Origin of the sequence: Jeotgalicoccus sp. ATCC 8456, assembly GCF_016313225.1 — a bacterium.
GTDB classification, from domain to species: Bacteria; Bacillota; Bacilli; order Staphylococcales; family Salinicoccaceae; genus Jeotgalicoccus; species Jeotgalicoccus marinus.
On record NZ_CP066224.1, the window covers coordinates 392,841 to 411,460 of the forward strand.

Genomic DNA, 18,620 nt, shown 5'->3' on the forward strand with positions numbered 1-18,620 from the left:
ATGTCTCACCTTCCTATACATGGATTGCGATGTCTTCTGCATCGAGTCCGACTTCTTTTATGATTTCACCAACTGATGGATGTGCAAATGTAGCACTAGATAATTCTAGCGTTGATGCATTCATAAATGCTGCAATAGATATACTGTTGATTAACTCAGTCGCATGTGCACCGACAATCGTCGCTCCTAAAATATCACCTGATGGTGACACATTTAGCTTTATAAAACCTTCTGCACCATTTTCAATCACAGCTTTTGCGATTGTTTGTAAAGGTAACTTATGGGTTTTAAAATCTATTCCATTCTCTTTTAGAGCTTCAGTGGTCATACCAATTGATGCAATTTCTGGTGAGGTATAGACACATCTAGGGATCTTATTATAGTCCAAAGTCAGTGGTTTCTGATCTGCTATATGCTCTGCAGCGATAACCGCTTCTTCAATCGCAACGTGTGCAAGTTGAGGCGTATTTATAACATCTCCGATGGCATAAATATGAGATTCTTTAGTCTGATAGTACTCATTAACCTCAATCGTACCTTTACCAGTCACTTGAGCTTTCGTATTTTGAATGCCGAGTTGATCTGTATTAGGTTGTCTTCCAACAGCAACGATAATTTTATCATAGCTTTCTTTTTCACTATTCACCACTATTTCACCATGGTCATCTTTAATCTCTATATCGTCTGGATTTAGTGTAAGACCGGTTAACACTCTGACACCTTTGTCTTTTAAGGATTTTTCAACTGCTTTTGAAGCATCTTTTTCTTCTTGAATTAAGAGTCGGTCAGCCGCTTCAATTAAAGTCACTTCACTACCGAAAGATGATAGGATAGTCGCAAATTCAACACCTATGACGCCGCCGCCAATCAGTGCAACTTTTTTGGGTATATTTTCAAGATGCATTAAGTCGTTACTAGATAGGACAACCTTATGATCAAATGAAAGGAATGGTAATTCTATTGGCCTTGAACCACTCGCTATAATCACTTGGTCATTGACAAGGACTTCACTTTCCATAGATTCATCTTCATAGGATACGCTGACTGCACCGGCAAGCGGTGAAAAAAGTGAGGGCCCAAGAATCGTTGCCGTACCTTCAATTACATCCACCTTATTCTTATCAAGTAAGTATTTAATGCCATTTTGCATCTGGTTTACAACCTTGTCTTTTACACTATTAATATTTTTAATATCAAAAGATGGTGTATGATTCTCTAAACCAAAACGAGATGCTGTTTTCATATTCTCTATCATTTCTCCGCTCTTTAAAAAGCTTTTTGTAGGAATACATCCTTGGTTCAAACAAGTACCACCGAGCTTACTTTTTTCAACAACAGCAACACTCTGACCAAGTTGACTGAGTTTAATTGCTGCCACATAGCCAGCTGTTCCACCACCGATTACGACGGTATCGTAATTTTTAGTCATTATTGACCACCTGCTTTATAGTATTTTAGCTTGTTATTATCTTGAATTACGGAGTATGCACCGTAGGCTAATGCATCCATCTCCAATTCACCTGGGTAAACGGTCACTGGTCCAATGTAGGCAATATATTCTTTAATGCCATTGATAACATAGTCACTATAACTGACTCCACCTGTTAAGATGATTTGGTCAACCTGCCCTTTTAGAATGGCAGCTTTTCCGCCGATTTCTTTGGCAATCTGGTAAATCATTGCATCAAGTACTTCTTTACTATGCTTATCTTCATTCTCAATATTTTGAACGACAGTGCGTACATCTTCTATACCAAGGTGGGATATTAAGCCACCTGCTTTAGAAGCAGTATAAATAATTGCTTCATCACTTAAATTATTATCGGCTTTATATTTCAATAGTGCATTGACTGGAACTGAACCGACACGTGTTGGACTCATTGGTCCGTCACCATTTAAACCATTATTAACGTCGATAACCTTGCCGTGTTTATGAGCACCAACAGTAATACCTCCGCCCATATGTACGACAATAAGCTTCAAGTCTTTGTAGTTTTTATCAATTGAATCTGCATATTTTCTGGCGACTGCTTTTTGATTAAGTGCATGGAAGATTGATGTTCTTCTAACACCTTTTAAACCTGTATATTTTGCTTCGTCACACAGTTCATCCACGACAACAGGATCAGTAATTACTGCCTTAATACCGTACTGTTTTGTAAATTCATTGGCGAGTATACCACTTAGATTAGAAGCATGATCACCGTATCTCTTAGAAATGAGGTCATCTAACATTTCTTCATTAATTAAATAAGTGCCGCCTTCAATGGGCCTTAATAGGCCACCCCGTGCTGAGACGATATCCAACTCTTCTGCAGTTACATTACACTCTTGTAAAAAGCCCATCACTGTGTCAAAGCGAACTGACTTTTGGTCTATGAGAGGCATTAAAATTAGAGCCTTGTCATGCGAGTAGGTCTTAACTTCTAGGCAAGATAAATCTCGGTAGAGCGCGACTTTTGTAGTCGTGCTCCCGAGATTGATTACTAATGTTAAAATAGACATTATTTTCTTCTACCACTTAGAATATTTTTATCTTTTTGAGTGAAGACACTTTTGACGTTTTGAATGGCTTCAATGCGACTCTCAGCAAGATGATCAGCTGCGTGTTGAGGTGAGATATTTTGCTCTTTTGCTATCGTAAAAATTTTGTCGATTTGATTGTATACATTGTTAACTTTAGATGTCGCACGTTCTTTGTCATAACCTTCTAGCTCATCAGCAACATTGATTACCCCACCAGAGTTAACGACATAATCTGGCGCATACATAATTCCTGCATCCGTTAACATTTGTCCATGTTTCTCAATGTCTAATAGCTGGTTGTTTGCACTACCACATACTGCTTTAACCTTCAGTTGTGGTATCGTGTCATCATTTAAAATTCCACCAAGTGCACACGGTGCAAAGATATCAGCATCTACACTATATATTTCATCTAAACCTACTGCCTTAGCACCGAAGTTATCTACAGCTCGTTGAACTGCTTTTTCATTAATATCTGTAACAATTAAATTTGCTCCTGATTCATGTAGTAACTCACATAAGCTGTAAGCAACGTTTCCGACGCCTTGAACGGAGATCGTTTTTCCTGAAAGATCATCACTACCAAATGCTTCTTTAGCAGTACGCTGCATTGCTCGGAATAATCCAAGCGCTGTAAATGGGCTCGGGTTACCAGATGAGCCGTATGCCTCAGAAATTCCGCAAACATAATCAGTCTCTTGGAAGATATAGTCCATGTCTGATACTGTGGTACCGACGTCTTCAGCAGCAATATAACGACCACCAAGGTTTTCAATGTAACGTCCTAAAGAACGGAAGAAGGCTTCAGACTTATCTTTTGAAGCGTCACCGATTACTACTGTTTTACCACCACCGAGGTTTAAGCCAGCTGCAGCATTCTTGTATGTCATGCCTTTAGCAAGTCTTAACACATCAGTGATTGCATCTTCTTCCTTATCGTAGTTCCAAAATCTAATACCTCCAAGGGCTGGACCGAGTGTTGTATCATGTATACAAATGATCGCCTTTAAGCCACTTTGTTTATCCTGACAAAATACAAGTTGTTCGTAATCCCCATGTTCCATTTCCGTAAATATCATCTTAAACATCCTCCTAAATTTAGTTGAGCATTTGTAGTGCGAGTTTGATTGAATTGTATTTTTCTACTTTAGTATCTGCCCGAGATGTGAGTACAAATGGGACTTTTAAACCAGTAATTATACCTGCACTATGTGCACCAGCTGATACTGTTAATGCTTTATATAAAACGTTGCCTGCATCAATGTGAGGCATGATGAGAATATCCGCATCACCTGCAACTTCAGATTTATAGCCTTTAATTTCACTAGCAGTAGCTGACATTGCTAAGTCATATGACATTGGTCCATCGACGATCGCATTTGAAAATAAATCAGCTTTTACAATTGTATCATTTGTGACTGTAGAATGAATCTTCTCATTCACTTTTTCAACTGCAGAAATTAAGGCTACTTTTGGTTTATTGATATTGAGATTTTCTGCGACCTCTATTGCATTCTCTATAATATTAACTTTCTTTTCATTGTCGACATCAATGTTCATAGCTGCATCACTGATAATAATAGGCTTGTGATACGTCGGTATGTCGAATAAGGCAACATGTGATAGTACCTTCTTATCTAATAAATCTAATTCCTTATTAAGCACTGCTTTGAGTATTGTTCCTGTCGATATTAATCCTTTCATTAACACACTGGCCCGACCACTGTGAATATCTTTAGCAGCTAGGTCAGCCGCTTCGGTATCCCCTTTAACATCATGTATTTCTATGTCGTAAGACTGATAGTCAAAAGCCATATCTTTAAATGAATTCACTAATAACGATTCATCATCATAGAGATGCCATTTTATTTCATGTTTTTCTGCTGTTTCTCTGACTATTTCTAAGAGCCCTTTTGAGTTTGCTCGAACCAAAGCTATAGACTGAGAAGTACTCCTGTTGTGATTTAACATGCTGTCAAAATTAATAATAATCCCTCCTACATTCATTATACAATATTTAATATAAAACGCTTGTATCATCCATTGTTTGTAAGCCCTTACATTAAGGATAACTTTAAAATATATAAAAGAAAAGTGTATTACGAATGTTTAATTATTAAGAATATTAGAACTAATAATTTCATAAATTCTTAAATTTTTAAGCTATTATTTAATGTATAATATAACTAGTATTTTAGATTAGGAGCATGTTAATGCAGAAAATTATCGCTTTATTAATACTTGTTATCCCATTTATAATTGCTGGGGTCGGAATCAAATTGATGCGAGACAGCATGTTCGGTATCGTAATCGATCCCTTTACTTATACAGCCCTCCAATTTATAGTTGGTTTAATTATGACTATTGTTGGTGTTTGGTTCATTGGGGGTTACCTCCTTCATAGAGAAAGAAAAAATAAACGTGCACAAGAAAGATTTTTAAAAAAACGTAAAGAAAATGACGAGACAAATTAATAGTTTTTTATGGCCTCCAACGGTTACAGACGAGTATGTTAATTGTAACTTTTGGGGGGTTTTTATATTACAATTGTATTAAATTCTGTAAATTTTGATAATTTTGTGACTTTACTCTTCTATAATTGCCTTATAAATTAATTGATGGAGGTTACTTTTAATGAAGTACAAGAATCGTTTAATTATCCCAACCCTACTTTCTACAAGTTTACTTGCCTCAACGATGGTCGCTAGTGCAGATGAGATTGATCAAGAAGAGAAAAGTTACGAACAAAATTTAGAAACTCACTATGAAGAAGAAGACGGTGAAGTTGATAATTTAGCAGATGACGATACGGATGAAAGTGACGATTCTGAAGAAATTGTTGAAGAAGTAAATACAGAAGAAACTCTAGAATCAGGCGAAGAAATCACATTTGAAGATGAAGAAAGTGAAGTTAATGAAGATGTCCAAAGTGAAGTTGAAGAAGATGTCCAAAGTGAAGAAGAAACTGTTGAAAACACGGCGTCCACTACTGAAAATGAAACAGCAGCTTTTCAAGAATCAGAAGTGACTACTGAGGCAGTAACTGAAGTACCTTCACAAGAAGAAAGTAATCCTGAGACTGAAGAAGAAACGGATACTACATTAGAAAGTACAGAAACCACTGTTGAAGAAACTACAGAAGAAAACTCAGATTCAACGACTGTAAGTGAGCCAGTAGAAGAACCAGCACAAGATGTTGAAGAAGTGACATCAGAAATTGCTGATTCAGAAGCAACTTCTGAGGAAGTAAATGAAGCACCTTCACAGGAAGAAAATAATACGGAAACTGAAGAAGAAACGGATACTACAGAAGTAGAAATCGCTAATTCAACTGTTGAAGAAACTCCAGAAGAAAACGCTGAGTCTACCCCTGAAGTTAAAGCAGAAGAAAACGTAGAATCAGATGAATCTACTGAGGAAGAGACTGTAGAAACCTCAAAGGAAGAAAGTAATCCAGAATCAGAAGAAGCTACTGATGCTACAAAAATAGATGAAACTGATACAAATATTGAAGAATCAATAGAAGAAGCTGAAGAAATTGAAGAGACAGTTGAAGATGTAGAGATCAACAAATCAGCAACTGACGAATCAGAAGAAGCTACATATAAATATGATTCTGAAACACTTACGAATGAATTAGAAAATAAATCTGCTGAGGAACGTACAGCGTTTATAGAAGAAAATGCTGACAATATTGAAGCTGATGAAGAAACACTGAAGGAATTGACACAAGCCGTTGAAGATGAACATGGTGTTGAGATTGATGAAAATCAGGTCTTTAGCACAATGAGTGCAATGTCAATGTCTCAAGCAATTACGGATATTAATAGTTATATTGCAGAAAATAATTTTGAAGTAGCAGAAATTCAATACGATATTATTGATCATCTACCTCAATATGCTTATGAATCTAACATTGGATGGGAGCCTGAAAACGGTAAAGTTGGCCAACCTTCAGGTGTGGTGTTACATGATGTTGGTAATGATAACTCAACGATACATGGCGAGATTAGTTACATGTCCGAGAATTGGGAAAATGCCTTTGTACATGCCTTTGTAGATGCTGATAACATCATTCAAGTTGCAAATACAGATTATCTCGCTTATGGTGCGGGTCCTGTATCAAATGAAATTCATTTACAAGTAGAACTTGTACGACACGATAACCAACATGACTTCGCAAGATCAATTAATAACTACGCAGACTATATTGCTAATCTACTTTATAAATATAAACTTCCAGCTGAAAGAGCGGATAGTTCAGGAAATGGTACATTATGGTCTCACGTAGAAGTTTCAAACATTTTAGGTGGAACAGCTTCACCTGACCCATATGAATATTTCCAATCACATGGATATGCTTATGAAGATGTGATTAGCTTAATCCAAGGTCGTTACAACAACCTCTATAATAAAGTCACTACGCCAAGCATTTATATGCCTACTTTTGAAGGAGATAAATCAAATCTTGCCGGAAGTATCACTAACCAAAATAGAGGGATTTATGAAAGTATCACAGATGTTAAAACTGCCGATGCCAGCAACTACTTAGGAGAAGATGTTCGAGTGGTTCGCTCTGAAATTTACAATTATGAAGAATACTACCTACTTGAAAATGTCGCAGACGGGTCAACAATCGGCTGGATGTATGCAGGTGATGTTGCCATATCAGCACTACCAGAAGCACCAATTGAAGATGACGATGAAGGTACTGATTACTCAGATGATGGTTCTACCCCAGAAGCACCAGTAGAAGATAACAATGAAGCTACTGATAACTCAGATGATGGTTCTACCCCAGAAGCACCAGTAGAAGATGACAATGAAGCTACTGATAACTCAGGTGATGATTCTACTCCTGAGTCGCCTGAAGAAGATGACGACGAAGGCACTGATAAGTCAGGAGATGACTCTACACCTGAAGTATCAGTTGATGATGACGATGAATCTGCTGATGATTCGAATGAAGATACATCTACAGATGAGAATCAAAGAGACGATGATTCTGATGATAGTACTGAAGTAGATTCACCGAGTGATAGTAATGATGAAAATGGCTCAGATGACGAGTCTCCAAATGATTCAAATAGTGATAATATCTCTGATGACAGTACTGAAGATCAACCAGAACAACCAAGTAATGGAGATAATGAATCAGATGATGAATCTGAAGAAGTTGTAGGAAGAGATGAATCAACTGACTTAGATGATGATAATGGTGAAGCAACTGATGATGTTTCATCTTCATTAGAAGATCCAGATACTGGTATTAGAGTTTATAGTGTGTCTGATGAGCTAGTTGGCAAGCAGTTAGAAGTAACTGTACTTAATCCTTCAAATGCCATTGATGCAACACATGATTTATATGATATTCATATTCTAAATAGTGATGGTTCATTATATAACTTGAACAACCCTGTTACAGTTTACCTACCTGCTAATGGATATGTATCAAATCTATATTATCTAGGGGATATTGGTGAAACGCTAGAGGCCATTTCATTCAGAACTGACGATGACTATGTCGTATTTGAAACTTCTAGCTTCAGTCAATATGCTGTAGTTTACGGTGAATCTAACAAAGAAAACACTATTATCCCACCAACATCTGAAAAACATGGTGGAAATTCATCTGATGGTACAAATACTCATTCTAAAGTCTACACAGAAAATGTAGGTCAAGTTGATCAGGCTGAAGGGTCTATATCTAAAAATGAAGTAAAAGAAAATACGCAGAAAGATAGTAATCCAGTGGTAGAAACTACAGATGATCAAGTAGCAGTGTTACCAAATACAGGTGTTAAAGAACAAGGCACAACTGTATTTGCAGCATTACTTGCAGCACTAGGCCTAGGCTTCTTAGTTAGAAGAAGAAAATCTGGTGATGAGAAATAAATGTAGGTCTATGTGACTACAGCGTAAATAATAAAGAGGGTGGAAATCTAATTTTTAGATTTCTACCCTCTTCTATTTAGGAAGAAACTTATTCTTTTCCAGTTCTCAGCAATTCTTCTGCATTCAAACGTGCAGCTTCTGTGATCTTAGATCCACTAATCATACGTGCAATTTCTTCGACTTTCTCCTCTTCAGTTAAATAAGATGCTGTAGATTGTGTTCTGTCATCGACATTAGATTTCTCTACGTGAAGGAGGAAATCTGCAGTTGCAGCGGCTTGTGGTAAGTGTGAAATAGCGAGTACTTGTCTTTGCTTACTCAACAACTTCATCTTTTCTACCATACGCGCAGCAACTTGACCACTCACTCCAGTATCTATTTCATCAAATATTATAAGTGAATCATGTTCGAAGTCAGAGAAAATCGTTTTAATCGCTAAACTTACACGGGACACTTCCCCACCGGATGCAATTTTATTCAAAGGTTTTAGTGGTTCACCTTTATTGACTGCGATCAAGAATTCAGCGTATGTGTATCCTAAAGGATTAAATTGTGATTCTTTTAAATTGATTTCAAACTGTACATCTGGCATTTCAAGTTCTGACAATTCATGTCTTAATTTACTTTCAAGAAAATGTTTTCTGTCCAATCGATATTGATGCAATCGTTCTGCTGATGCTTCCATCTTGTCGTAAAGCATCTTTTCTTCTTTTTGAAGCCGATCAAATGACTGTGAAATATTCTCTAAATCATCAATATCTGATTTTAATTGCGTTTGAAATTCTAACAATCCTTCAAATGTTTTAGTATATTTTCTCTTTAATTGATTAATTTGATTTAATCTCGATTGGATTGCATTTAAACGGTCACTGTCATAATCGAGTGATGACAAATCATTTGATACTTGTGAATTCAACTCTGTCAGTAGGTAATATGCATCTGTCAATGTATCTTTATAAGAAATGTATGACTCATCATAACGAGTAATCGTTTCTAACGACTGATTGATATCGTAAAGCATACCTTGAGGTGGATATTCACTGACAAGTAAGGACTTAATCTGATTTAATGCGTCATTAATATTTTCATAGTTCGATAAAAACTCAAGCTCATTTTCTAATTCTGTCTCTTCGTCCTCTTTTAATTCTAATGTAGATAGTTCACTATATTGATGCTTTAACAATTCAAGTTGTGTCAGTCTATTTCTATCTTTATATTCTAACTCTTCCTTACGAGACTTTACAGATTGATAAGATTGGTAATCATGAGTATATGTTGTGAAAATATCCTCCTTAACTAAACCAATATATCGATCCAAGTAATCCAACTGCTCGGACTTATCTAACACTTCTCTATGTGTGGATTGAGAATGTATGGATAAAACATGTTCCATAATGTTTTTAAGCTGATTTAAAGTGATCATCTTATTATTTATTTTAATCAAGCTTTTACTATTCGTCATATTTTCTCTACGAACAATATACAACTCATCTTCTTCAATACTTGAGTCAGCTAATAATTGATTTAATTTTTCATTACTTGGAAAATCAAATACACCCTCAATGACAGCACCGGACTTTCCATGCCTGATATCTTCTTGAGATGCACGTTTCCCCTCTAAGTATCCGATCGCTTCAATAATTTTTGACTTTCCGGCACCAGATTCCCCCGTCAATACTGTCATGCCCTTTGAAAAATCAACTTCTATATTTTCTAATACAGCAAAGTTCTGCACACTGAGTCTTAGTAACACATTCAACACTCCAATTAAATGAGATTAAAAATTCGATCTTTAATTAATTGCTGTGATTCTTCATCTCTACAAATGAGTAAGCATGTGTCATCGCCACAAATCGTACCAACGACCTCTTCCCACTCTAGTTGATCGATAATCGCACCAATTGATTGTGCATTACCTGGTAATGTTTTTAAGACAAGTAAGTTACCAGTAAAATCCAACTTAACGAAACTATCCATTAGATATCGACCGAGCTTTTCTAGTGGATGATACTGTCTATCCTTAGGCATACTGTATACATATTCTCCGCCTGGAGATGGTACTTTAATTAACTGCAATTCCTTGATATCTCTTGAGACAGTTGCTTGTGTAACATTGAACTTGTGTTCATTTAACTTATCTACAAGCTCTTCCTGTGTTTCAATTTTGTTGTTAGTAATAATTTCTCTAATCTTTATTTGCCTGATTGACTTGTTCGACATTGAATATCCCCCTTGGTTAAAATCATGTGTATATTTATACATCATATTATCATAAGTTTATATTCTTGGAAAGCAAAAACAGAAGACATCAACTATTAACAATAGTAGTGATGTCTTCTGTTCTGACTTGATTATTATTTATATCTACATTGCTAAGGTAGCATAAATATTCTACATTACCTTTGGTACCTTTAATCGGTGATTTGTCAAGTGAATACGCATATAAACCAATCTTGTTCGCTTCATCAATCACCCGATTTATAACACTTTCATGGGTCTCTAAATTCGTTATAATCCCATGCGCTTCTCGCTCTTCAAGATAACTCTCAAACTGGGGCTTAATTAAGGCGACAATACTATAATCATGTTTAAACAACACTTCAATATGTCTAAGAATTGGAACAATAGAAGTAAAGGAAACATCAATAGTAATCAATTCAGGTAAACGAGTGAAATCATTAATATCTGTATCTTTAAAGTTAGTCTGTTCCATGACCTTAACACGTTCATCTATTCTAAGGCTATAATCCAGTTGATTTGTACCTACATCCACAGCATAGATATATGAAGCCCCGTGCTTCAATCCACAATCCGTAAAACCACCCGTAGATGATCCAATGTCCAACATGATTTTATTGTTTAAATCGATATTAAAATTACGAATTGCATGTTGTAACTTCAAACCACCACGAGACACATACTCTTTAACATTTTTAAATCTAATATTTGCTTTAGCGGGATCTAACTTATCAGAAGCTTTATAGACTAACTCATTATTATTTAATACTTTTCCCGCCATAATCATACGCTGGATGTCTGTTAATGAGCCGATATTAAAATGTTCAAAAATATACTCATCAGTTCGCATTTTTTTCATGACTATTCTCAACAATACGACGACTTTTATTTACGATATTTTCAACACTGATTCCGATATCATTGAGTAGTAGATCAACATCACCATGTTCAATATATTCGTTATCAATACCTAATCTTTGAATAGTATTTCTATACTTATTATCAGTAAAATATGATGCAATCATAGAACCTAAACCACCTGTCAGCATTGCTTCTTCAATAACAAAGATTGGCATGCTGTTGGCACCTAATTGATCTAAGCAGTCAAAATCTAAAGGCTTAATGAATCTAGCATTAATAACTTTAGCATTAATTCCAAGGTCTTTAAGTGTTGTCGCTGCTTCAGTGAGCATCTGTAAAGTTGGGCCGTAGGAAATTAAAACAATATCATTTCCTTCTTCTAACACTTCCCAACTACCGTATTTAATTGGCGCTCTTTCTTCACTTGGATCTAAACCAAGGACATTACCTCTAGGATACCTAATTGCCATAGGACCATTAGTGTTGAATGATAAATCAATCATAGCTGCAGCTTCTATCTCATCTCTAGGCATCATTAACGTAATATTTGGTAATGGTGTAATGAAGCTAATATCAAAGACGCCTTGGTGTGTTTCACCATCTGCACCAACTAAACCACTACGGTCTATACCAATTAAAACGTCTAAGTTTTGACGGTCAACATCATGTAAAAGCTGGTCGTAACCGCGCTGTAAAAAGGTCGAATAAATCGCTAGATATGGTTTTAAGCCTGCTGCAGCTAAACCACCTGCCATAGTTAAAGCATGTTGTTCAGCGATACCAACGTCAAAGAAACGTTCTGGTAATTCATTTTGGAACTTAGTAAGTTTACTACCAACAGGCATAGCAGGCGTTAAGGCAACAATACGTTCATCTTTTTTTGCATGCTCTAAGACAGTGTTGGACATAAAGCCACTCCAAGACTCCGTTTCCTTTTTACCAAGCACTTCTCCAGTTTCCATCTTATATGGACCTAAGCCGTGCCAAACACCTAATTTATCATGTTCAGCTGGGTGGTACCCTTTACCTTTTTTAGTAATCACGTGAATGATAACGGGGCCATCATACTCTTTTGAAGTTTTAATTGCGGCACCTAAGTCTTCGAAACTGTGACCATCGACTGGACCAATGTATTTAATGCCCAGTTCTTCAAAGAAGACGCCATCAACAAACATGTACTTAGTACTATCTTTTACGCGGTCTGCTAAATCTCTTAAAGTCGTTCCAACTTGTGGTAATTTCTCGATAAAACCTTCAGCACCGTGTTTTAATTTATTATACTGTGTATTCGTACGCATGCGTCCAAGCATGTTGTGTAAGGCACCAACATTTGGTGCAATACTCATTTCATTATCATTTAAAATAATCGTCATATTCGTCTTATCACTACCGATATGATTTAATGCTTCTAAAGCCATACCGCCAGTTAAAGCACCATCACCAATAATTGGGACGACATGACTGTTTTCACTTTTAATATCTCTCGCTTTGGCAAATCCCATCGCTGCAGATAAGGACGTTGATGAATGGCCCGCTTCCCATACATCATGTTCACTTTCTCGCATTTTAGGAAAACCACATAAGCCTTCGTATTGACGAAGTGTAGGAAACTTATCGATTCTACCCGTTAGGATCTTGTGTATATATGCCTGATGTCCGACATCGAAAATCAGTTTGTCAGTTGGCGAATCAAAGTACTTATGAAGGGCAATTGTTAATTCAACAACACCTAAGTTTGCTCCGATGTGGCCGCCTGTAATTGCACATGATTCTATTAGGAATTCCCTAATATCACTTGCAAGTTCTTCGAGCTCCTTATCATTTAAGTTTTTCAGAAATGAAGGCTCTTCAATACTATATATATTCATATAGCAACCACCTTTAAATTTACTATTACTCATTATAACACTATATAGTACTCCCAAAAAGAAAAATGATAATTCATATACCTATGAATTATCATTGGTTTCTGTCAGCAAATATAGAGACAATTTGTCTTAATCCCTCTATGGAAATGTCTCTTTCTAAAGTTTCAAGTATCATATTAGCCTGGTCAACTTTTTCTGCTAATGCCGACTTCGCACCATCTAATCCAAGTTCACTCACATAAGTAACCTTACCTTTTTTAACATCTGAACCAGAATTCTTACCTGTGAGTTCAACCTGTCCCTCTATATCTAGAATATCGTCTTTAATTTGAAAGAGCACACCGATAATTTCACTAAATCGTTCAAGTTGTAAACTAACTGATTCACTTGCATTAGCGATGATACATGCAGAAAGGACTGGCGCTTTTATTAGAGCACCGGTTTTAAAGGAATGTATAATTTCTAATTCTTCTAATGAAGTAATCTTCTCTTCTGCTTCAATATCTAACATCTGACCGCTTATCATGCCGGACTGACCACTGGCAGTTGAGATTGTCTCAATTAATTTGATTCTCACTTCAGCAGATAATGACTCATCTTTACTAATGACATTGAAACTTTCATTTAGTAGATTATCACCTGCTAATATCGCTGTCGCTTCACCAAAAACGATATGATTGGTTGGTTTACCGCGTCTTAAGTCATCGTTATCCATGGCTGGTAGGTCATCATGAATAAGTGAATATGTGTGAATCATCTCGATAGCAGAAGCAGCACTTAAGCCTTTCATAGGCGTTTCGCCAAGCGCATCTAACACAGTAAATAAGAGTGTCGCACGTAGACCTTTTCCCCCTGCTTCAATGGAATATCGACTCGCATCAAATATAGTTGTTGAGTGTTTGGAGTATTCGAGATGAGCTAATATATTTTGTCTTACTTCATCTATATATTTATTCTTCATCTTCTGAATCTCCAACTAGCTCTTCGACTTTTAATTCTGCATTTTTAAGAATATCATCACATTCTTTGGAAAGCTTGATACCTTCCTGATAGAGTTCAAGTGACTTTTCTAAAGATAAACCATCTTCATCTAGAGATTTTACGATTTCTTCAAGTCGTGTCATTTTCATTTCGAAGGTTGCTTCATTTTTTGTCATCTTCATTCACCTCTATAACTTCGGCGGTCACACTGCCGGTACTAAATGATATATCTACAAAATCGCCCTTATTTAATTCCTTTGCATCTGAGACAATTTTATTATTAAATGTTGTAAAAGAATAGCCTCTTTTTAGTATCTGTGTCGGACTGACAGACTCTAAAACTTGAATATTATTATTTAAGGACTCCGCTTTTTGTCTATGAACTTTTCTAACACCACGATAAAGTCCATCACGATAACGATTTAAGTCCTGCTGATACTTATTAATACTCGGTGACGGACTCATATAAGATAAGCTAGTATTTAAGCGGTCCAGCTGGTGTTTAAATAGGGTTAGTTGCTTGACCATCGAACGCTCTATATTCTTATTGAAGTCATGTAGTTTTTCAGTCTGTTCAATGTACAGTAAATTAGGGTTCTTAAACTTATAATATGATGCAAGATTCTCTAGTTGTTTTCTATCAGTGGAGATTTTATTTTTTAATTGATACGTCGTCTGTCGATTAAACTCTTCTAATTTAACCTGTAAATCTCTTTGATTTGGTACAGCTTGTTCTGCAGCAGCCGTCGGTGTTGGTGCTCTTAGGTCACTCACAAAATCGACGAGTGTAAAGTCTGTTTCATGACCGACTCCGGTGATAATAGGGGTTTTTAAATTAGCAACGGTCATGGCAACATCCAACTCATTAAAAGTCCACAAATCTTCAATTGATCCGCCACCACGGGCAAGAATAATTGTATCTACACCGAGTTTATCTGCTGCCATTAAATTATTAATAACACTCTGTTTACTAAGACCACCCTGAACATATGTATTGTAGAGCGACACTTTGACGAGAGGATAACGTCTTGTCAATGTCGTAATCATATCTTTAATGGCTGCACTCGTACTTGAAGAAACAATTGCAATATGTTCTGGAAATCTTGGAATTGTTTTTTTTAAGTCCGCTTTAAAATACCCTTTCTCCTCTAGGTACTTTTTATTCTCTTCAAGCTTTAAAAATAATTGTCCGACACCATCAATCTGCATTTCCTTGACATATAGCTGATACTGCCCTCTTTTTTCATAGAGTGTGATGTTTCCAGAAAGTAAGACGTTTTGTCCTTCTTCCGCTTTAAAATCTAGTTTTTCTGCATCATATCTAAACATAACTGCATTGATTACTGATGCGTCATCTTTAACTGAAAAGTAGATGTGACCATTTGAATGGTGCTTTACATTCGATAGCTCACCTTTAAGAAAGACCCGTTGTAAATACGGGTCTTTGTCAAATTTATATTTAATATATTTTGTTAAAGATTGAACAGTTAAATACTTATTACTATCCATATAACTTACCCTTCATTTTGTACGGCAAAGTTCTTAAGTACACCATTTACAAAACGATGACTATCCTTATCTCCGTAATTTTTTGCAAGTCTGACAGCTTCATCAATAATGACTTTTACAGGTGAATCATGAACTTCCAACTCACTGATTGCGATACGTAAGATATTGCGTTCTACTTTAGAAATTCGGTCGATCGTATATCCAGTTAGGCTGGATGAAATCTTACCATTTATACTTTCATCATTTGCGAAATAATAATCTACTATGGCTTTTATAAACATCTCACTCTGATAAACTTCATAATATTTAGCATTCGTTAAATCTACAATATCTTTGTCCGTTTGAAAAAGTAATTGGAATGCCTTTTGTCTTTGTTCATGTCTTTTCATGCTTACACCTAAACCTATCTGTATACTATTTTATAATGTTGACAATGTGCACGTTTACTTCATTGACAGTCACTTCTAACATATCATTTACTGTCTGTTTAACATTGTTTTGGATGCGTTCAGCCACGTTATGCACATTTCGGTCAGTCGATAAAACAACATAGATAGAGATATGAATTTTGTCATCTTTTGTTTCAACCCTGACACCGCGGCCTCGAAACTTCTTACCAATCTTTTCGATATTACCACTGGCAAAGTTATTTTGCAATGAGTGAACTCCTTTAGTCTCTTCTACTGCGATGCTGGCAATTACTTCTATCACTTCACTAGAAATTTCAATATTGCCTAAAGCTGTACTATGATTTTCTAAAATCATTACGATCACCTCACATCAATATTATACCATGACATTTCTGCTTATAAAAATAGTTTGACATTAAAATCGGACGTACACTACGTTTTGTAATATACGTCCGATTTTCATTTTGATTATAGTATTTATTTCATAATGTCTTCTTCTACTAAGAAGTTAGTATTGTAATTATTGTCTATAAATGACTGGTTCTTTAAAAGATTTTGGTGAAATGGAATTGTTGTATCAATCCCACCAATGGTAAATTCTTTTAAAGCTCTACGTGCAATACTTAAGGCAGCGTCACGGTCTTTTCCATGGACAATAAGTTTTGCAATCATTGAGTCATAGAAAGGTGGAATCACATAACCTGAATAAGAGGCTGTATCCATCCTTACACCAAAGCCACCAGGTTGTAAGAACTCTGTGATCTTACCTGCAGAAGGCATAAAGTTTTTATGAGGATTCTCTGCATTCACTCTAAATTCAAAAGCATGCCCTTCAAAGTTAATATCACTTTGTTTGAATGGAAGAGGTTCGTGCATCGCAACTTGTATTTGTGCTTTGACAAGATCGACACCTGTAATCATTTCTGTGACTGGGTGCTCAACTTGTATACGCGTGTTCATTTCCATAAAATAGAATTTATGATCGTTTAAATCGTATATAAACTCTATTGTTCCAGCACCAATATAATCGATACTTTTAGCTGCACGTACAGCAGTTTCACCCATCTCTTGACGAGTTTTTTCACTGATTACGGGACTTGGTGCTTCTTCAACAAGTTTTTGCATCCTTCTTTGAACGGTACAATCCCTTTCACCTAGGTGGACAACATTACCATGATAGTCACCTAGGACCTGAATCTCAACGTGCCTAAAGTTCTCAATAAATTTCTCGATGTATAAACTCTTATTACCGAACGCACTTTCAGCCTCTTGTTCTGTCAGTTTATAATTTTGTGTAAGTTCATCTCTGTTCCTTGCAACACGTATACCTTTACCGCCACCGCCATAGCTCGCTTTGATAATTATTGGATAACCGATGTCATCTGCAATAGAATAAGCATCTTCTAATGATTTTACGACGCCGTCACTACCTGGTACAGTCGGTACATTTGCTTCTATCATAGTTTGTTTAGCGACATCTTTAACACCCATTAATGAAATAGTTTCAGACATTGGTCCTATAAATATTAAATTGGATGTCTCACACATTTCCGCAAAATCGCTATTTTCAGCTAAGAACCCGTAACCAGGATGTATCGCATCACATCCTGTTGACTGCGCAATAGTGATAATACCTATCATGTCTAGATAACTATCCTTCGATAATTTAGGTCCGATGCAGTATGATTCTGTAGCTAGTTTCCGGTGTAAACTATCCTCATCTGCTTCTGAATAAATACTAACAGTATCAATACCTAATTCGTGACAAGCACGAATAATTCTGACCGCAATTTCTCCACGGTTTGCAATTAATACTTTTTTTATCATTTCAATCTGAATAATGGTTGATTGTATTCAACCATTTCTCCATCATCTACTAAAATCTCAACAATTTCACCGGATACTTCTGCCTGTATTTCATTAAATAGTTTCATAGCCTCTAAAATACAAACGACTGAAGAGCTTGAAACTTTGTCTCCAACTTTAACGTAAGCATCTGCTTCAGGTGATGGTGATTTATAAAATGTTCCTACCATCGGAGCCTTTATAGTTATTCCTTCATCTACAGGCTGTTTACTGCTGGATGTTGTAACTTCTTGTTTTGGAGTTTGAACTATTTGTGGGCTTTGTACCTGAGTCGGTGTCAGCTCTCTTTTAAGTTTTATATCCACGTCTTTATCTTTATATGAAATTTCAGTAAGTGACGCACGTTCCATTTTTTCGATTAAAGAATCGACTTGTTCTAAATTCATTCGTAAACTCTCCCATAAAATAATATGTTAAATATTCTACACCGGTGGTCGTACCAATTCAAGTTAATTTTAAGAGCAGG

At 36.1% G+C, this 18,620-nt stretch carries 17 protein-coding genes; 2 read left to right on the forward strand and 15 right to left on the reverse strand.

Annotated features, from left to right (window positions below; genetic code table 11):
• Positions 1-13: 13 nt before the first annotated feature.
• From lpdA to JEM45_RS02145, 4 genes are read right to left on the reverse strand one after another with little or no spacing between them, the layout of a single operon-like run.
• Positions 14-1,429 carry a dihydrolipoyl dehydrogenase gene (gene lpdA, locus JEM45_RS02130; protein WP_198687662.1) on the reverse strand — a complete coding sequence of 472 codons (1,416 nt, stop codon included), beginning with the start codon at positions 1,427-1,429 and terminating at the stop codon, positions 14-16.
• Positions 1,429-2,505 (reverse strand): butyrate kinase, encoded by a 1,077-nt coding sequence (buk, locus tag JEM45_RS02135; RefSeq protein ID WP_198687663.1) that lies wholly within the window; start codon positions 2,503-2,505, stop codon positions 1,429-1,431. The genes lpdA and buk overlap by 1 nt, the downstream gene beginning before the upstream one ends.
• Positions 2,505-3,605 carry a Leu/Phe/Val dehydrogenase gene (locus tag JEM45_RS02140; RefSeq protein ID WP_026866364.1) on the reverse strand — a complete coding sequence of 367 codons (1,101 nt, stop codon included), beginning with the start codon at positions 3,603-3,605 and terminating at the stop codon, positions 2,505-2,507. The genes buk and JEM45_RS02140 overlap by 1 nt, the downstream gene beginning before the upstream one ends.
• A 19-nt stretch (positions 3,606-3,624) precedes the next feature.
• The gene (locus JEM45_RS02145) at positions 3,625-4,458 is read right to left on the reverse strand and encodes a phosphate acyltransferase (RefSeq protein ID WP_198687665.1); all 834 of its coding nucleotides are present in this window, start codon (positions 4,456-4,458) and stop codon (positions 3,625-3,627) included.
• Between the two features lie 281 nt (positions 4,459-4,739).
• On the opposite strand from JEM45_RS02145, the gene JEM45_RS02150 reads away from it, so the two are divergent.
• Positions 4,740-5,000 (forward strand): DUF2627 domain-containing protein, encoded by a 261-nt coding sequence (locus tag JEM45_RS02150; protein ID WP_198687666.1) that lies wholly within the window; start codon positions 4,740-4,742, stop codon positions 4,998-5,000.
• Positions 5,001-5,160: 160 nt separating this feature from the next.
• Positions 5,161-8,421 carry an LPXTG cell wall anchor domain-containing protein gene (locus tag JEM45_RS02155; protein ID WP_198687667.1) on the forward strand — a complete coding sequence of 1,087 codons (3,261 nt, stop codon included), beginning with the start codon at positions 5,161-5,163 and terminating at the stop codon, positions 8,419-8,421.
• Positions 8,422-8,509: 88 nt separating this feature from the next.
• Here JEM45_RS02155 and recN read toward each other — a convergent pair whose 3' ends face one another.
• From recN to accB, 11 genes are all read right to left on the reverse strand, one after another.
• Positions 8,510-10,174: a DNA repair protein RecN gene (recN, locus tag JEM45_RS02160; protein WP_198687668.1), complete on the reverse strand. Its 1,665-nt coding sequence runs from the start codon at positions 10,172-10,174 to the stop codon at positions 8,510-8,512.
• Between the two features lie 14 nt (positions 10,175-10,188).
• Complete coding sequence (gene ahrC, locus JEM45_RS02165; protein WP_026866369.1) at positions 10,189-10,641, reverse strand: transcriptional regulator AhrC/ArgR; 453 nt, start codon at positions 10,639-10,641, stop codon at positions 10,189-10,191.
• An 88-nt stretch (positions 10,642-10,729) separates the two neighbouring features.
• Entirely contained in the window at positions 10,730-11,518 is a 789-nt protein-coding gene (locus tag JEM45_RS02170; RefSeq protein ID WP_198687669.1) for a TlyA family RNA methyltransferase, read from the reverse strand.
• Entirely contained in the window at positions 11,499-13,388 is a 1,890-nt protein-coding gene (gene dxs, locus JEM45_RS02175; RefSeq protein WP_198687670.1) for a 1-deoxy-D-xylulose-5-phosphate synthase, read from the reverse strand. Before dxs ends, JEM45_RS02170 begins: the two co-directional genes overlap by 20 nt.
• Before the next feature lie 91 nt (positions 13,389-13,479).
• Positions 13,480-14,349, reverse strand: coding sequence for a polyprenyl synthetase family protein (locus JEM45_RS02180; protein ID WP_026866372.1), 870 nt, complete (start codon positions 14,347-14,349; stop codon positions 13,480-13,482).
• Positions 14,339-14,545: an exodeoxyribonuclease VII small subunit gene (gene xseB, locus JEM45_RS02185; RefSeq protein WP_026866373.1), complete on the reverse strand. Its 207-nt coding sequence runs from the start codon at positions 14,543-14,545 to the stop codon at positions 14,339-14,341. The genes JEM45_RS02180 and xseB overlap by 11 nt, the downstream gene beginning before the upstream one ends.
• A complete protein-coding gene (xseA, locus tag JEM45_RS02190) occupies positions 14,532-15,878 on the reverse strand; it encodes an exodeoxyribonuclease VII large subunit (protein WP_026866374.1) in 1,347 nt (448 codons plus the stop codon). The genes xseB and xseA overlap by 14 nt, the downstream gene beginning before the upstream one ends.
• A 5-nt stretch (positions 15,879-15,883) precedes the next feature.
• Positions 15,884-16,267, reverse strand: coding sequence for a transcription antitermination factor NusB (nusB, locus tag JEM45_RS02195; protein WP_198687671.1), 384 nt, complete (start codon positions 16,265-16,267; stop codon positions 15,884-15,886).
• Between the two features lie 25 nt (positions 16,268-16,292).
• Positions 16,293-16,643, reverse strand: a complete 351-nt coding sequence (locus JEM45_RS02200; protein WP_026866376.1) for an Asp23/Gls24 family envelope stress response protein — start codon at positions 16,641-16,643, stop codon at positions 16,293-16,295.
• Between the two features lie 122 nt (positions 16,644-16,765).
• The gene (accC, locus tag JEM45_RS02205) at positions 16,766-18,112 is read right to left on the reverse strand and encodes an acetyl-CoA carboxylase biotin carboxylase subunit (protein WP_198687950.1); all 1,347 of its coding nucleotides are present in this window, start codon (positions 18,110-18,112) and stop codon (positions 16,766-16,768) included.
• Positions 18,112-18,540, reverse strand: a complete 429-nt coding sequence (gene accB / locus JEM45_RS02210; RefSeq protein ID WP_198687672.1) for an acetyl-CoA carboxylase biotin carboxyl carrier protein — start codon at positions 18,538-18,540, stop codon at positions 18,112-18,114. Before accB ends, accC begins: the two co-directional genes overlap by 1 nt.
• Between the last annotated feature and the right edge of the window lie 80 nt (positions 18,541-18,620).

Excerpts from the sequence above, each read along its gene's own strand:
- JEM45_RS02150 (WP_198687666.1), top strand. The coding sequence starts at position 4,740 with ATGCAGAAAATTATCGCTTTATTAATACTTGTTATCCCATTTATAATT.
- nusB (WP_198687671.1), bottom strand. The coding sequence starts at position 16,267 with ATGAAAAGACATGAACAAAGACAAAAGGCATTCCAATTACTTTTTCAA.
- JEM45_RS02140 (WP_026866364.1), bottom strand. The coding sequence starts at position 3,605 with ATGATATTTACGGAAATGGAACATGGGGATTACGAACAACTTGTATTT.
- JEM45_RS02200 (WP_026866376.1), bottom strand. The coding sequence starts at position 16,643 with ATGATTTTAGAAAATCATAGTACAGCTTTAGGCAATATTGAAATTTCT.
- ahrC (WP_026866369.1), bottom strand. The coding sequence starts at position 10,641 with ATGTCGAACAAGTCAATCAGGCAAATAAAGATTAGAGAAATTATTACT.
- lpdA (WP_198687662.1), bottom strand. The coding sequence starts at position 1,429 with ATGACTAAAAATTACGATACCGTCGTAATCGGTGGTGGAACAGCTGGC.
- buk (WP_198687663.1), bottom strand. The coding sequence starts at position 2,505 with ATGTCTATTTTAACATTAGTAATCAATCTCGGGAGCACGACTACAAAA.
- accB (WP_198687672.1), bottom strand. The coding sequence starts at position 18,540 with ATGAATTTAGAACAAGTCGATTCTTTAATCGAAAAAATGGAACGTGCG.
- xseB (WP_026866373.1), bottom strand. The coding sequence starts at position 14,545 with ATGACAAAAAATGAAGCAACCTTCGAAATGAAAATGACACGACTTGAA.
- JEM45_RS02170 (WP_198687669.1), bottom strand. The coding sequence starts at position 11,518 with ATGAAAAAAATGCGAACTGATGAGTATATTTTTGAACATTTTAATATC.
- JEM45_RS02155 (WP_198687667.1), top strand. The coding sequence starts at position 5,161 with ATGAAGTACAAGAATCGTTTAATTATCCCAACCCTACTTTCTACAAGT.
- JEM45_RS02180 (WP_026866372.1), bottom strand. The coding sequence starts at position 14,349 with ATGAAGAATAAATATATAGATGAAGTAAGACAAAATATATTAGCTCAT.
- dxs (WP_198687670.1), bottom strand. The coding sequence starts at position 13,388 with ATGAATATATATAGTATTGAAGAGCCTTCATTTCTGAAAAACTTAAAT.
- xseA (WP_026866374.1), bottom strand. The coding sequence starts at position 15,878 with ATGGATAGTAATAAGTATTTAACTGTTCAATCTTTAACAAAATATATT.